General features: G+C 65.1%; 11 protein-coding genes. 4 read left to right on the top strand and 7 right to left on the bottom strand.

Annotated features, from left to right (window positions below; genetic code table 11):
• Window positions 1–7: 7 nt before the first annotated feature.
• Entirely contained in the window at window positions 8–1,813 is a 1,806-nt protein-coding gene (locus ACP7AR_RS01060; protein WP_426181624.1) for an ABC-F family ATP-binding cassette domain-containing protein, read from the bottom strand.
• Between the two features lie 46 nt (window positions 1,814–1,859).
• Between ACP7AR_RS01060 and ACP7AR_RS01055 the strand changes: the two genes are divergently transcribed.
• Window positions 1,860–2,351: a nucleoside deaminase gene (locus ACP7AR_RS01055; protein WP_426181621.1), complete on the top strand. Its 492-nt coding sequence runs from the start codon at window positions 1,860–1,862 to the stop codon at window positions 2,349–2,351.
• A gap of 70 nt (window positions 2,352–2,421) precedes the next feature.
• On the opposite strand, the gene ACP7AR_RS01050 is transcribed toward ACP7AR_RS01055, so the two are convergent.
• From ACP7AR_RS01050 to ACP7AR_RS01025, 6 genes are all read right to left on the bottom strand, one after another.
• Window positions 2,422–3,540, bottom strand: coding sequence for a substrate-binding domain-containing protein (locus ACP7AR_RS01050; RefSeq protein ID WP_426181619.1), 1,119 nt, complete (start codon window positions 3,538–3,540; stop codon window positions 2,422–2,424).
• Window positions 3,541–3,583: 43 nt separating this feature from the next.
• Window positions 3,584–4,948 (bottom strand): multiple monosaccharide ABC transporter permease, encoded by a 1,365-nt coding sequence (gene mmsB / locus ACP7AR_RS01045; RefSeq protein WP_426181617.1) that lies wholly within the window; start codon window positions 4,946–4,948, stop codon window positions 3,584–3,586.
• A complete protein-coding gene (gene mmsA / locus ACP7AR_RS01040; RefSeq protein ID WP_426187561.1) occupies window positions 4,945–6,495 on the bottom strand; it encodes a multiple monosaccharide ABC transporter ATP-binding protein in 1,551 nt (516 codons plus the stop codon). The genes mmsB (ACP7AR_RS01045) and mmsA (ACP7AR_RS01040) overlap by 4 nt, the downstream gene beginning before the upstream one ends.
• 150 nt (window positions 6,496–6,645) lie before the next feature.
• Window positions 6,646–7,659, bottom strand: coding sequence for a LacI family DNA-binding transcriptional regulator (locus ACP7AR_RS01035; protein ID WP_426181615.1), 1,014 nt, complete (start codon window positions 7,657–7,659; stop codon window positions 6,646–6,648).
• 116 nt (window positions 7,660–7,775) lie between these two features.
• Complete coding sequence (locus tag ACP7AR_RS01030) at window positions 7,776–8,993, bottom strand: ROK family transcriptional regulator (protein ID WP_426181612.1); 1,218 nt, start codon at window positions 8,991–8,993, stop codon at window positions 7,776–7,778.
• Window positions 8,994–9,010: 17 nt separating this feature from the next.
• Window positions 9,011–10,537, bottom strand: a complete 1,527-nt coding sequence (locus tag ACP7AR_RS01025; protein ID WP_426181609.1) for an ATP-binding cassette domain-containing protein — start codon at window positions 10,535–10,537, stop codon at window positions 9,011–9,013.
• Window positions 10,538–10,713: 176 nt separating this feature from the next.
• Between ACP7AR_RS01025 and chvE the strand changes: the two genes are divergently transcribed.
• The 3 genes from chvE (at window position 10,714) to mmsB (ACP7AR_RS01010) (ending at window position 14,776) form a co-directional block, all read left to right on the top strand.
• Window positions 10,714–11,862, top strand: coding sequence for a multiple monosaccharide ABC transporter substrate-binding protein (gene chvE / locus ACP7AR_RS01020; RefSeq protein ID WP_426181606.1), 1,149 nt, complete (start codon window positions 10,714–10,716; stop codon window positions 11,860–11,862).
• A 140-nt stretch (window positions 11,863–12,002) separates the two neighbouring features.
• Window positions 12,003–13,556 (top strand): multiple monosaccharide ABC transporter ATP-binding protein, encoded by a 1,554-nt coding sequence (mmsA, locus tag ACP7AR_RS01015; RefSeq protein WP_426181603.1) that lies wholly within the window; start codon window positions 12,003–12,005, stop codon window positions 13,554–13,556.
• Entirely contained in the window at window positions 13,553–14,776 is a 1,224-nt protein-coding gene (mmsB, locus tag ACP7AR_RS01010; RefSeq protein ID WP_426181600.1) for a multiple monosaccharide ABC transporter permease, read from the top strand. The genes mmsA (ACP7AR_RS01015) and mmsB (ACP7AR_RS01010) overlap by 4 nt, the downstream gene beginning before the upstream one ends.
• Window positions 14,777–14,861 lie beyond the last annotated feature (85 nt).

Genomic DNA, 14,861 nt, shown 5'->3' with positions numbered 1-14,861 from the left:
GCCCGCGTCACCCGACCTGTTCGCTGAGTTCCAGCCAGCGCGTCTCGATCTCCTCGACCTCGGTCTCCAGCGCGCTGATCCGCTTCATCTTCGCAGCGAGTCCTTCGTAATCGGACTGGTCGTGCTCGACCATCGCGTGCTTGGCCTTGTCGATCTGCTGGGTGAGCTTCTGGATCTTTCGCTCAAGGGCGGCGACCTCCTTCTGCGCCGCGCGGAGAGCCGCGCCATCGAGACCGGATGACGACGTCGACGCCTTCACTGCCGATTGCGCCCCGCTCTGCTCTGCCGCACGAAGGCGAAGATACTCGTCCACTCCCCCTGGCAGGTGGCGCAGTCGCCCTCTCATGACGGCGAACTGCTGGTCGGTGACGCGCTCGAGGAAGTACCGGTCATGGCTCACCACCAGCAGCGTGCCAGGCCAGGAGTCCAGCAGGTCCTCGATCGCCGCGAGCATGTCGGTGTCCATGTCGTTGGTCGGCTCGTCGAGAATCAGCACGTTCGGCTGCTCGAGCAGCACGAGCAGAAGCTGCAGTCGCCGTTGCTGACCGCCGGAGAGATCCTTCACCGGGGTTGAGAGCTGAGCGGACGAGAATCCGAGGCGTTCGAGGAGCTGGCCCGGCGTGAGCGACTGAGACTTGGATCCGGTGCCGAACGTGTACTCCGTGCGAAGGCCCTCGATGACCTTGCGCACCGGCTCGTTCCAGACCGCGGTCAGTTCGTCGATGCGCTGCGTGAGGGTCTTCACCTTGACTGTCGTGCCGCGCTTCACTCGACCACTGGTCGGCTCGACGGTGCCGGCGATGAGGCCGAGCAGCGTCGATTTGCCTGCGCCGTTGACACCGAGGATGCCGGTGCGCTCCCCCGGCGCGATGCGCCACTCCACGTCGTGAAGGACCTCGCGAGGCGCTCCACCATCAGGAGCGGGGTACGTGACACCGGCATCCAGAAGGTCTACGACGTCCTTGCCGAGGCGGGAGACCGCGAGCGACTGCAGTGACACCTTGTCGCGGATCTCCGGGACGTCCTCGATGAGTTCGTTCGCAGCATCGATGCGGAACTTCGGCTTGCTGGTGCGGGCGGGAGCCCCGCGGCGCAACCAGGCGAGCTCTTTGCGGGCGAGGTTCTGCCGCTTCGCCTCTGTGGCGGCCGACATCCGATCGCGCTCCACGCGCTGCAGGATGTAGGCGGCATAACCGCCCTCGAACGGCTCGACGATCCGATCGTGCACCTCCCAGGTCTCGGTGCAGACCTCATCGAGGAACCAGCGGTCGTGAGTGACGACGAGGAACGCACCGGAGTTCACGGCCCAGCGCTTCTTCAAGTGCCCCGCGAGCCAGGTGATCGCCTCGACGTCGAGATGGTTGGTCGGCTCATCCAGCGCGACGATGTCCCAGTCCTTCACGAGCAGAGCGGCGAGGGCGACGCGACGACGCTGACCACCGCTGAGGCCGCGCACCGGAGCATCCCACGCCAGATCCGCCAGCAGACCCTGGATGACGTCGCGGACGCGGGCGTCGCCGGCCCACTCGTATTCCGGCGTGTCGCCGACCACCGACTGCGCGATCGTGAGGGTGTCGTCGAGAGTGTCCGCCTGATCCAGCACGCCGACGGTGGTGCCCGCACGCATCGTGACACGTCCGCCATCCGGCTCCTTGCGACCGGCGAGCATCGCCAGCAGAGAGGACTTGCCGTCGCCGTTGCGACCGACGATGCCGATGCGATCCCCCTCCTCGATGCCGAGAGTGATGGAGTCGAAGACGACCTTGGTCGGGTATTCCAGATGGAGGCCCTCGGCCCCGAGAAGATGTGCCATGTCACTCCAAGGCTACGGCAGTCGGCTGATTGCTAACCTCGGTGGCATGACGACGTTCTACGAACCGACTGCTTCCGAGTTCGGACATCTGCGCCGGTGCGTCGATCTCGCCCGCGAGGCGCTCGACGACGGCGACGAGCCGTTCGGATCGATCCTCGTGGATGCGGAGGGCACCGTGCGGTTCGAGGACCGCAACCGCGTCAAGCACGGGGATCAGACGCGGCATCCGGAGTTCGAGATCGCCCGCTGGTCGGCGACGAACTTCACCGCTGAAGAGCGCGCATCGAGCACGGTGTTCACGTCCGGCGAGCACTGCCCGATGTGCGCGGCAGCGCACGCATGGATGGGGCTCGGCCGCATCGTCTACGCCGGGAGTTCGGCGCAGCTCGTGCAGTGGGGCTCAGAGCGCGGTGCCGCGCCGGCGCCCGTTGCGGCGCTGCCCATCACCACAGTCGCTCCGGCGCTGGAGGTCGCGGGTCCTGTCGCGGCGTTCGCCGAGGAGCTGCGCGAACTGCACTTCGACCGCGGGCGAGGCTGATCAGCACGCGAACGGAACGAGCCGTCCGGACCCGAAGGTCCGGACGGCTCGCGCCGATGAACAGCAGTCGTTACTTGTACGACTCCACGATCTCCAGGAGGCTCGGCACGTTGGCGTAAGCCTCGGCAGCGTTCTCCTTCGTGACGATGACCGGGTCAAGCAGGTACGACGGGACGACCTTCGAGCCGTTGTCGTAGGACTCGGTGTCGTTGACGTCGACTTCCTCGCCCTTCTGCAGCTGGCCGACCATCTTGATGGCCTGCTCCACGAGCAGCGTGGTGTCCTTGTTGATCGTCGAGTACTGGATGTCTTCCATGATCGACTTCACCGATTCGACCTCGGAGTCCTGGCCGGTGACGACCGGAACGCCCTTGCCTGCCTGCTGAGCAGACGTGAGGATTGCGCGAGCCAGCGTGTCGTTCGGCGACAGAACGCCGTCGAGAACGACATCGCCACCGTATGAGCCGGTGAGCAGCGTGTCCATGCGGTTCTGCGCGTTCTCGGCGAGCCAGCCCTCAGTGGCGGTCTGAGCGATCTCGGTCTGACCGGAGACGACGTTCAGCGTGCCATCGTCGATCGCCGGCTGGAGGACCTCCATCGCGCCGTCGAAGAAGACAGCCGAGTTGGCGTCATCCGGGGAGCCGGAGAAGAGCTCGACGTTGTACGGTGCCTCGTGACCGGCGCGCTCGGCGAGCCCTTCGAGCAGGGCCTCGCCCTGGAGGTTGCCGACCTTGAAGTTGTCGAACGCGACGTAGTAGTCGAGCGCGTCGGTGTTCTCGATCAGACGGTCGTATGCGATCACGTAGGCACCGGCATCCTTCGCCGCCTGCACCTGCGTGGCCAGCTGCTTGCCGTCCTTCGCGCCGATGATGATGACCTTGGCGCCGTTGGTGACCATCGACTGGATCTGGTTCTGCTGCTCGGCGACCGTGTTGCTCGCCGGTGCGTACTGGACGTCGGCCTTGTAACCGGCCTCTTCCAGTCCGTCGGTGAACAGCTGACCTGCCAGCACCCAGTTCTCACTGGTCTTGTCAGGCAGCGCGACACCGATCGTGGAGCCTGCCTCGAATCCGGCGGCTTCCTCTTCGGCTGCGCCACCGGTGTCGCCGCCACGTTCGCCGGAGCATCCGGTGAGGGCGAGAGCTGTCGCGGCGACAATCGCTGTGGCCGCAAATGCCATTCTCTTCATGCGATCTCTTTCTCTGTTTCTTGGTGTGTGGGGACGACGCCGCTCACGAGCGCGACGAAGTCTCCTTCTTGCCGCTCGCGGTGCCCGCGGCGGAGGTGGGATAGTCAGTGAGGTTCGGGGTGTCGGGACGGTTGCGCTTGCGCATCATGAATCCGATGAGCGACGGGCGCCCCTGCTGCTTGTTCCACACGTCGATGCCGACGGCGACCAGGAGCACGAGGCCCTTGATCATCGAGACGACGTCGGCGCCCTGGCCGAGCAGCTGCAGGCCGTTGTTCAGGAACGCCATCACGAGACCACCGATGATCGAGCCGATCACGGTGCCGATGCCGCCGGCGACCGCGGCGCCGCCGATGAACACACTGGCGATGGCGTCGAGCTCCCAGCCGTTGCCGTCACCGGGCCCTGAGGCCTGCGACCGTGCGACGAAGATCATGCCGGCGAGGGCTGCGAGCACAGACATGTTCATCATGACGAAGAAATCGACCCAGCGATCCTTCACACCGGAAAGACCGGCCGCCTGACGGTTGCCGCCGACCGCGTAGATGTGCCGGCCGAAGACGGTGTTGCGCGTGATGAACGAATAGATGATGACGAGGGCGAGCAGGATGATGCCCGAGACAGGGAAGCTCGTGCCTGGACGACCTGTGGCGAACATCCAGCCGGCAGCGAGCACGACGACGGACAGCAGGACGACCTTGGTCACGCTCACCCACAGCGGCGCCATGATCGAGCCCATCTTGTGCTGAACGCGACGAGTGCGGATCTCCCAGAAGACCAACCACGCGACGCCGGCCAGCGCGAGGATCATGGTCGGCACGTTGAACGGGAGCGGAAGTGCTACCTCAGGCAGATAGCCGGCACCGATGTACACGAATTCCTTGGGCACCGGGATGGACTGCGAATTGCCGATCCACTGGTTCGCGCCGCGGAAGAACAGCATGCCGGCGAGCGTCACGATGAACGCCGGCACCCCGACATAGGCGACCCAGAACCCCTGCCACGCTCCCACCAGGGCCCCGACGACGAGTCCGAGGACGATCGCCAGCGGCCAGGGGAGGTTCCATTCGGCCATCGATTTCGCGACGATGATTCCGACGAAAGCAGCCACAGAGCCGACCGACAGGTCGATGTGACCCATGATGATCACCATCACCATCCCGATCGCGAGGATCAGGATGAAGGAGTACTGGTTGATGACATTGATCAGGTTGCCCGGCGTGAGTGTCGCACCGTTGGGTCCGTTGCGCACGAGGGTCAGGACCTCGAACAGGAGAACGATGACGATGAGGCTGCCGAAGATGCCGAACTGACGCAGTGATGACTGCGCACCGCCGAACATCTTGCGGATGTCACGGAAGTGGAATCCCTGATTCTTGACCTCGGGGGTGGTGCTGGAGCCGCTCATGCGTTCGCTTTCTGGTTCGTGGAGGTCATGCTGCGCATGAGCGCCTCCGGAGTTGCCTGGTCTGCGGGGATGCAGTCGGTGACGCGTCCCTCGAAGATCGTGTAGATGCGGTCGGAGATGCCCATCAGCTCTGGCAGTTCGCTGGAGATGACGATGACGCCCTTGCCGGAGGCCGCGAGCTCGTTGATGATCGAGTAGATCTCGTACTTCGCGCCGACGTCGATGCCGCGGGTCGGCTCATCGAGGATCAGCAGATCGGGGTCGGTGAACATCCACTTCGCGAGCACGACCTTCTGCTGGTTTCCGCCGGACAGCTTGTTGACGCCCTCTTCGACCGAAGGCGTCTTGATCCGAAGCGCCTTGCGGTACCGCTCGGCGACAGCGAACTCCTCGCGGTCATCGACCACTCCCCTGGCGGCGATCTTCGACAACTTGGCGGAGACGATCGCGCGCTTGATCGTGTCGAGCAGGTTCAACCCGAGGGTCTTGCGGTCCTCACTGACATACGCGAGCCCGTGGCGGATCGCACTGGAGACGTCGCGGAGCTCGATCTCCTCGCCGTCCTTGAACATCTGGCCGCCGAGGAAGTTGCCGTACGAGCGTCCGAAGATGCTGCGGGCGAACTCGGTGCGTCCTGCGCCCATGAGACCGGCGATGCCGACCACCTCGCCGCGACGGACGGTGATGCCGGAGCCCTTGACGACCATGCGTTCTGAGACGGTCGGATGCTGGACCCACCAGTCCTTGACCTCGAAGAAGACCTCGCCGATCTCCGGTGTGCGGTCGGGATACCGGCTCTCCAGGGAGCGTCCGACCATGCCGCGGATGATGCGGTCCTCGTTGATCTCGCCCTTGGTGATGTCGAGAGTCTCAACGGTGCGACCATCACGGATGATCGTGATCTCGTCGGCGATCTGCTCGATCTCGTTGAGCTTGTGGCTGATCATGATCGATGCGATGCCCTTGGCCTTGAGGCCGAGGATCAGATCGAGCAGATGCTGCGAGTCGTTCTCGTTCAGCGCCGCGGTCGGCTCGTCGAGGATGAGCAGCCGCACGTCCTTGTTGAGCGCCTTGGCGATCTCGATCAGCTGCTGCTTGCCGACTCCGAGGTGCTTGATCGCGATATCGGGATTCTCATCGAGGCCGACGCGGGCGAGCAGCTCGGTGGCACGCGTCTTGGCGGCGCTCCAGTCGATGACGCCGCCGCGCGCGATCTCGTTACCGAGGAAGATGTTCTCGGTGATCGAGAGCTCCGGGATGAGCGCGAGTTCCTGATGGATGATCGCGATGCCGGCCTGCTCGCTGGCCACGATGTCCTTGAAACGCTGCTCTTCGCCGTAGAGCAGGATGTCGCCGTCGTAGGTGCCGTACGGGTAGACCCCGGACAGCACCTTCATCAGAGTCGACTTGCCCGCGCCGTTCTCGCCGCAGATGGCATGGATCTCGCCAGCGCGCACGGTGATCGAGACGTCGGAGAGTGCTTTCACGCCCGGGAACTCCTTGGTGATGCCACGCATCTCCAAGATCGGCCCCGACACTGTTGGCATCGTTGCTGTGCTGCTCACGAATCTTCCTCGATACTTGACGGCCATTCTCAATGTGACCGTTCACATGAGACACAATATTGCGCCTGTTGATCTCCGGTGTCAAGTGGAGGTCATCTCTCGTTGCGCTATCGAGACTCGGCCGCCGTGACGTCAGCGCGACGCGCTGGAGGAACGCATGCGCAGCTGCGGCACGGCCGGTCCGAATTCCGGGATGTCCTCCCCGCGGATCTGCGCGAGCAGGATGTGCACCGCACGCTGTCCCAGTGATGGGAAGTCCTGATGCACGGTGGTGAGTGTCGGCCAGACGTGAGCTGCGACGGGTATGTCATCGAAGCCCACGACGCTGACCTGACGCGGCACGTCGATTCCGGCATCCCTGAAGCCGTGCATCAGGCCGATCGCCATGAGGTCGTTCGCCGCGAAGACGGCGGTGAAATCCGGGCGGCGTGCGAGCTCGGTACCCGCGAAGTAACCGAAGTCCGCCGTCCAATCCCCTCGGATGGGCGGAAAGGTGGGGAGGTCAGCCTCGCGCAGGGCGTCGAGATAACCGCGCATGCGCGATTCGGCCTCGATCCAGTCCTGGGGTCCCGCCAGATGGACGATGTCGCTGTGACCCAGCGAGATCAGATGCTCCGTGACCGCGCGCGCGCCGGCGACCTGATCCGCGGAGAGTGAGAACCCGTCCGAACCGGATGCCGTCTGCAGGCTGACGAACGGCACGCCGACGGCCATGCCGCGCAGCACGTTGAACACCCGCACCTGTGGAGCGAGCACGACGATGCCGCTGACCTGCTCCCGCCCCAACTGCCTGATCGCGTCGCCGATCGCCTCGGGAGTGGTGGCCGGCAGGTTCACGGTCGTGACCGAGTACCCCTCGACACGGGCGGCATCCTCGATGCTCGCGATCGACGAGGTCGGACCGAACTCGCCGATCGTGGCGGACAGGATGCCGATCGTGCGCGAACGGCTGGTGACGAGCGCACGCGCCGCGAGGTTGGGCTTGTAGTCGAGGACCGCGATCGCATCCTGCACGCGCTTCTTCGTCTCAGGGCGGATGCTCGGATGCTCGTTGAGCACCCGCGACACCGTCTGATGAGACACCCCCGCCAGTCGCGCGACATCACGGATGCTGGGAAGCCGCGCGCGCTCGGAGGCGTTGGACATCACACCTGCCTCCTCATATGTGCACGGTCACATCGTCCATTCATTATGTCTGGTTGCGAAGATCAGCGCACGCCGTCGGCCCACGGGCCGTGGCGGGCGGAGGCGATGCTTCGGCGCTACGCCCTCGGCGCCCTGACGACCGGATCGCTCAGCAGAGGCCCGAAGGCGAGTTCGGCGGGCGCGATCTGCATCAGGTGCGATCGCATGTGCGCTCGCTCGAGACGAACGGTACGTCCCTCCGCCCCGACGGGGTGGAGTCGGACGGCCGCTGACAGTCGCTCTCGGCTCGTGGCCAGCAGCACACCGAGATATCCGGAGAGCACGACCATCTGCGGCGCGAACGCGTTGACGAAGTTGGTCAGCGCGACCGAGAGCACATCGACTTGTCGTGCCACCTCGGCCAGAGTGACGGGGTCGCGTACGAGGCCGAGTTCGATGTCGAGCTCATCCTCGTCGAGGCCCCGTCTGCCCAGAAGCGCGAGCACTTTCGCCGGGTGCACCTCGACCTGGAGGCACCCGCGGCGTCCGCAGGAACACAGCGCTCCGGACGTGTTGACGACCGTGTGGCCGAACTCCCCCGCGAACCCCGACGTGCCACGCACCAGCGCACCGTCGAGGACCAGCCCGCCGCCGATCCCGTTCATGGAACCGCTGAGGTAGAGGACGTTGTCGACGTCTCGCCCTACGCCGAACCGCGTCTCCGCCATCGCGCCGACGCTGGTGTCGTTGCCGACTGTCACGTCCATGCCGATCGCATCGGCCAGACGATGCGCCAGGTTCTCGCGCCGCCAGCCGAGCGAGGGCGACAGCAGCACCGTCCCGCCACTGTCCACCAGGCCCGGAACGGCGACCCCTGCGCCGACGAGGCGGTAATGGCGATCGATGTCCGCGCGCATGCCGTCGACCAACGAGGACGTGAGCTGCGCGAAACGTCTCGGGTTCGGGGGTTTGGCGAGGTCGTGGCGGACTCGCGAATGCACCGCCCCTCCCAGACCGACCAGTGCCACTGAGACGGCGTGCGGGTCAGCGCTCACGCTCAGCGCGACGACGCGGTCCTCAGCCGCGACTCCCAGCGACGGCCGGCCGGCCCGGCCGGTGGGCTTCACCGACGTCTCGCAGACGACCTGAAGGTCGAGGAGCTCTTGCACCAGCGCTGTCACGGTCGAGCGGGTCAGGCCTGTACGCGCACCGATCTCCGATCGGGAAAGAGCACCGCGACCGTGCACCAGCTGCAGCACGGCCGAAAGATTCTGCTGCCGCACATCCTCGTTCGTCGTCCGCGCGGCCGGCCGGGCGGACGCCGGCGACGGCACCACGAGATCAGGATCTGCCATATGTTGGCGCGCAGCCATCAACGCGTGACCATCATGTGTCGCATGAGCAGCTCCTGGGTTGCATCGGCCCTGGTCACTTCGGCGGTGATGCGCCCATCTGCGAGCGTGTAGACACGGTCGGAGAGTCCGATCACCTCCGGCAGTTCTGAGGAGATGACGATGATCGCCTTGCCCTGTGCCGCGAGCTCGTTGATCAGGCCGTAGATCTCATACTTGGCACCGACGTCGATGCCGCGGGTGGGCTCATCGAGGATGAGGACGTCGGGGTTGCTGAAGATCCATTTCGACAACACGATCTTCTGCTGGTTCCCACCCGAGAGGGTCGCCGTGGCCGCACTCACGCTCGGCGTCTTGATGTTCATCTTGTAGCGATACGCCTCGGCCACCTTCCGTTCGCGGACACCGTCGACCAGCCCGCGATGAGCGAGTCGACCCAGCGCCACAGAGGAGATGCTCGTCTGCACCGAGGCGAGCAGGTTGAGTCCGTCCTGCCTTCGGTCTTCAGGAGCGTAGGCGATGCCATGACCGATCGTCTCCTGGATCGTGCGCAGCTCGATCTCCTCACCGCGTTTGAACGCCGACCCGGTGATGGTCGATCCGTAGGAGCGACCGAAGATGCTCAGCGCGAGCTCGGTCCGTCCCGCTCCCATCAGACCCGCGATCCCCACGATCTCACCCGAGTTCACATGGAAGCTCACATCATCGATCACCACCCGCTGCGGGTCGCTCGGATGATGAACGGTCCAGTTCTCGACGCGGAAGAGCTCGTCGCCGATGTCCGGCTCACGCGGCGGGAAGAGATCATCGAGCGGGCGACCCACCATTGCGCGGATGATCCGACGCTCATCCGTGTCGGGGTCATCGCGGCGCATCGTCTCGATCGATGCGCCGTCGCGAAGCACGGTGATCCGGTCCGCGATGTACAGGACCTCCTGCAGCTTGTGCGAGATCAGCACGCAGGTGATCCCCTGGGATCGGAATCGGGCGACCAGTGCCATCAGCCGATCGGAATCGTCGCGTCCGAGCGCAGCGGTCGGCTCGTCGAGGATCAGCAGCCTGACGTCCTTGGCCAGCGCTTTCGCGATCTCGACCAGCTGCTGCTTGCCGATCCCGAGTTCGGACATCCGCGTCGCCGGACTCTCGTGGAGACCTACCCTGGCCATCAGGTCGGCCGCGCGGGCATAGGTGCGCTCTTCATCGACGAGACCGTAGCGGGTCATCTCATGCCCGAGGAAGATGTTCTCAGCGATGGAGAGCTGCGGGACGACAGCCAGTTCCTGGTGCACGATGACAATGCCTTCGGCCTCGCTGTCGGCGAGCGATCGAAACTGCATGTCCCGCCCGTCGAACGTGATCGTCCCCTCGAACGTGCCGTGCGGATGCACGCCGCTGAGGATCTCCATGAGCGTCGACTTTCCCGCACCGTTCTCGCCGCAGATCGCATGAACCTCGCCGCGGCGCACCTCGAAAGACACGTCATTCAGAGCCGTCACACCGCGGAAGCGTTTCGTGACGCCCGTCATGCTCAGGACCATATCGGGCATCGCACCGCCTCTCCGCGCGTCGATCAGACTCAGTCATGCTACCGAAAAAAATAATTTGTCCGCAGGTACGTCAATATGCAATGCTTCGGGGGCGGAAAGCGCGCGAGCGCCGCTCCGCAGCCGACAGAGCGGTCCGACAGCACGGACCGCCGACCTTTCAAGGAAGAGAGAACGCAATGCGTAGAAAAGTCCTGCGTGCAGTAGCGACCACCGGCGCCTTCGCCCTCGCCTTCGGACTCGCAGCCTGCGCGAGCAGCCCTGCTCCCGAGTCAGAGGGCAACGCCGAGGCGACCGACATCACCGTCGGCGTCGCGATGCCCACTGAGACCAGCGAGCGCTGGATCGCCGACGGCGACGCCGTGAAGTCGCAGCTCGAAGAAGCCGGCTACGACGTCGACCTCCAGTTCGCGAACGACGACATCCCCCGTCAGCAGCAGCAGCTCGATCAGATGATCACCAACGGCGCCGACATCCTCATCGTCGCATCCATCGACGGCACCGCTCTGGCGACGCAGCTCGAGAACGCCGCGAGCAAGGGAATCCCGGTCATCGCGTACGACCGACTCATCAACGGCACCGAGGACGTCGACTTCTACGTCACGTTCGACAACTACACCGTCGGGGTGCAGCAGGCGCAGTCGTTGCTGCGCGGACTCGGCTTCCTCGACGAGAACAACGAGGACACCGGCCAGGCGGATCCCAAGTCGATCGAGTTGTTCGCCGGTTCACCCGACGACAACAACACGAAGTTCTTCTACCAGGGTGCGATCGACACGCTGCAGCCGTACTTCGACGACGGACGCATCACCGTGACGTCGGGCCAGATCGACATGGACACCGTCTCGACGCTGCGCTGGGATCAGGCCACCGCGCAGAAGCGCATGGAAGACCTGCTCACCAGCACCTATGACGGCGGCTCCAAGCCGCTCGACGGCGTGCTGGCTCCGTACGACGGCATCTCGCGCGGCATCATCACGGCCCTCGAGAACGCGGGCTACGGCTCGACCATCGAAGACGGACTCCCGATCGTCTCCGGTCAGGATGCCGAGATCGCGTCGGTGAAGATGATCGCCGACGGCGTGCAGTACGCGACCATCTTCAAGGACACTCGCAAGCTCGCCACTCAGGCAGTCGCCGCCGCCGACTCGTTCGCGAAGGGCGAGGAGCCGGAGGCCAACGACACCGAGACATATGACAACGGCGTGAAGGTCGTCCCGTCCTACCTGCTCGAGTCCGACATCGTGGTGGCTGACAACATCGCCCCGCTGCTGGTCGAGTCCGGCTACTGGACCGAGGAAGAGGTCGCCGCAGGCGTCGCGGACTGATCCCCGTCGTGGGGGGCGGGCGCCCGGGCCCGGCCGGGGGGGTCGGTTTGGCTCCCGGGTGGTGCCGCCGGGGGGGGGGGCGCGGGGGGGGGGGCCGGCCCCCCACGACTGCTGTCACCCCCTCATAGACAGGAGCTGCGATGTCCGACGCTATCCTCGAGATGCGCAACATCACCAAGAACTTCCCCGGCGTCAAGGTGCTCGATGACGTCACCCTGACCGTCACCCGCGGAGAGATCCACGCGATCTGCGGCGAGAACGGCGCAGGCAAGTCCACCCTCATGAAGGTGCTCTCCGGCGTGTACCCGCACGGTTCGTTCGACGGATCGATCGTCTTCGACGCCGAACCGCAGCGGTTCAACGCGATCAAGGACTCCGAGCACGCCGGCATCGTCATCATCCACCAGGAGCTCGCCCTGGTTCCGCACCTCTCGATCGCCGAGAACATCTTCCTCGGCAACGAGGTCCTCCACCGCGGATTGATCGACTGGCACGAGGCCAACGCGCGAGCGGCGACGCTCATGGAACGCGTCGGACTCCACGAGAACCCGACGACACCGGTCGGGCAGCTCGGCGTCGGGAAGCAGCAACTCGTCGAGATCGCCAAGGCACTGACGAAGGACGTGCGTCTGCTCATCCTCGACGAACCGACCGCCGCGCTCAACGACTCCGACTCCGAGCATCTGCTCGGCCTGCTCCGTGGCCTTCGTGAGCAGGGGATCACGTGCATCATCATCAGTCACAAGCTCGGCGAGATCGTCGACATCGCCGATTCGACGACGATCATCCGCGATGGGCGGACGATCGAGACCATCGACATGCACGGCGCCGATGCCACGCAGGATCGCATCATCCGCGGCATGGTCGGCAGGTCGCTGGATCGCCGGTTCCCCGAACGCACGCCGAACATCGGCGAGGAGATCTTCCGCATCGAGAACTGGAGCGTGCTGCATCCGACGCAGCAGGACCGCGTCGTCGTGGACGACGCTTCGCTCTCGGTGCGCGCAGGCGAGATCATCGGCATCGCCGGGCTCATGGGTGCCGGCCGCACCGAGTTCATGATGAGCGTCTTCGGACGCAGCTACGGGCGGGATGCCTCTGGCAGGGTCTTCCTGCGCGGCGAGGAGATCTCCACCCGTACGGTGAAGGATGCCATCGTCAATCGGATCGCGTATGTCTCGGAGGACCGGAAGGAGTACGGTCTCAATCTGATCACCGACATCAAGACGAACATCTCCGCCGCCGCCCTGGGCAAGCTGACATCCGCCGGGCCGTTCATCGACGGCAACCGAGAGGTGGAGGTCGCGGAGAAGTACCGCAACGACCTCAACATCAAGTCGCGAACGGTCGCCCAGATCGTCGGAAACCTCTCCGGCGGCAACCAGCAGAAGGTCGTGCTGGCGAAGTGGCTCTACACCGATCCAGAGGTCCTGATCCTCGATGAGCCGACCCGTGGCATCGACGTCGGAGCCAAGTACGAGATCTACGAGATCATCGGCGCACTCGCTGCGGCCGGCAAGGCCGTGATCCTGGTCTCCAGCGAACTGCCGGAGCTGCTCGGGCTCTCCGACCGCATCTACACCCTCGCCTACGGGCGGATCACCGGGCAGCTTCCCGTCGCGGATGCGACACAGGAGGCGCTCATGTCCCTCATGACAATCGAGAACTCTTCCCCGAAGGAGGCCGCGGCATGAACAACGTGTTCACCGAGGTCAAAGACCTGCTGACCCACAACCTGCGCACGTCAGGCATCTACATCGCGTTCGTCGCGATCATCCTGCTGTTCACGATCCTCACCGGAGGAACGCTGCTCAGCCCCGAGAACGTCACGAACATCGTTCTGCAGAACGCACACATCCTGATCATGGCGCTGGGCATGATCCTGGTGATCGTCGGGGGCCACATCGACCTCTCGGTCGGTTCCGTCCTCGCGTTCGCATCCGCCGTCTCCGCCGTGCTCGTCATCCGGATGGGAATGCCGTGGTGGGTCGGTGTGATCGCCGCCATCATCGTGGGGATCGTGGTGGGCGCATGGCAGGGGTACTGGGTCGCGTACGTCGGAATCCCGGCGTTCATCGTCACCCTTGCCGGCATGCTGCTGTTCCGCGGCCTCACCTGGCTGGTGCTCAACAACGTGTCGCTGTCGCCATTCCCGACCGACTACCGCGAGGTCGCGAGCGGCTTCCTGGACGGCCCCTTCGGGACGATCACCGTAGGTCAGGGCGAGGGGCTGATGGCCGTGCCGCAGACCGTCGACATCTTCACCCTCGTCATCGGTGTGCTCGCCGTGATCGGTGTCGTCGTCTCGTCGCTGCGCAGCCGTCGCACGCGTCAGGGGTATAACCAGACCGTGGAGTCGATGCCGCTGTTCGTGCTGAAGCTCGTCGTCGTCTCGGCCGTGCTGCTGGCCTTCGCATGGGCCCTGGCGTACAACCGCGGCTTCCCGATCGTCCTGATCATCGTCGCGGTGCTCATCTTGATCTATCAGGTGATCGCGAACCGCACGGTGTTCGGCCGCCATGTGTATGCCGTGGGCGGCAACCTGTCGGCTGCCCGGCTCTCGGGCGTCAACGTGCGCAGCGTCAACTTCTGGATCTTCGTCAACATGGGCTTCTTGACCGGCATCGCCGCTGCGGTGTTCTCCTCGCGCTCCAACGGCGCGCAGCCCGGCATGGGGAACATGTTCGAGCTGGACGTGATCGCGGCCTGCTTCATCGGCGGCGCCTCGACGATGGGCGGAGTCGGACGTGTCGGAGGCGCGCTGGTCGGCGGCCTCGTGATGGCCGTCATGACGAACGGCATGCAGCTGATGGGTGTGCCTCAGTCCAGTCAGCAGATCGTGAAGGGTCTCGTGCTGCTTCTGGCAGTGGCCTTCGACATCTACAACAAGCGCCGCGCCGGCACGGTGCGCTGACGCGGTGCGCTGAGCGCTGACGCGAGAAGAGGAGGTCGGGGCGCCGTGCGCGCTCCGACCTCCTCTTCTCGTCGTCGAGACCACG

Source organism: Microbacterium sp. TWP3-1-2b2, from assembly GCF_049896145.1.
Taxonomy (GTDB): domain Bacteria; phylum Actinomycetota; class Actinomycetes; order Actinomycetales; family Microbacteriaceae; genus Microbacterium.
Note: the sequence above shows the minus strand (reverse complement) of the source record. Positions and strands in the feature narration are given on the sequence as shown.

Excerpts from the sequence above, each read along its gene's own strand:
- ACP7AR_RS01060 (WP_426181624.1), bottom strand. The coding sequence starts at position 1,813 with ATGGCACATCTTCTCGGGGCCGAGGGCCTCCATCTGGAATACCCGACC.
- ACP7AR_RS01055 (WP_426181621.1), top strand. The coding sequence starts at position 1,860 with ATGACGACGTTCTACGAACCGACTGCTTCCGAGTTCGGACATCTGCGC.
- ACP7AR_RS01050 (WP_426181619.1), bottom strand. The coding sequence starts at position 3,540 with ATGAAGAGAATGGCATTTGCGGCCACAGCGATTGTCGCCGCGACAGCT.
- mmsB (WP_426181617.1), bottom strand. The coding sequence starts at position 4,948 with ATGAGCGGCTCCAGCACCACCCCCGAGGTCAAGAATCAGGGATTCCAC.
- mmsA (WP_426187561.1), bottom strand. The coding sequence starts at position 6,495 with ATGCCAACAGTGTCGGGGCCGATCTTGGAGATGCGTGGCATCACCAAG.
- ACP7AR_RS01035 (WP_426181615.1), bottom strand. The coding sequence starts at position 7,659 with ATGTCCAACGCCTCCGAGCGCGCGCGGCTTCCCAGCATCCGTGATGTC.
- ACP7AR_RS01030 (WP_426181612.1), bottom strand. The coding sequence starts at position 8,993 with ATGGCAGATCCTGATCTCGTGGTGCCGTCGCCGGCGTCCGCCCGGCCG.
- ACP7AR_RS01025 (WP_426181609.1), bottom strand. The coding sequence starts at position 10,537 with ATGCCCGATATGGTCCTGAGCATGACGGGCGTCACGAAACGCTTCCGC.
- chvE (WP_426181606.1), top strand. The coding sequence starts at position 10,714 with ATGCGTAGAAAAGTCCTGCGTGCAGTAGCGACCACCGGCGCCTTCGCC.
- mmsA (WP_426181603.1), top strand. The coding sequence starts at position 12,003 with ATGTCCGACGCTATCCTCGAGATGCGCAACATCACCAAGAACTTCCCC.
- mmsB (WP_426181600.1), top strand. The coding sequence starts at position 13,553 with ATGAACAACGTGTTCACCGAGGTCAAAGACCTGCTGACCCACAACCTG.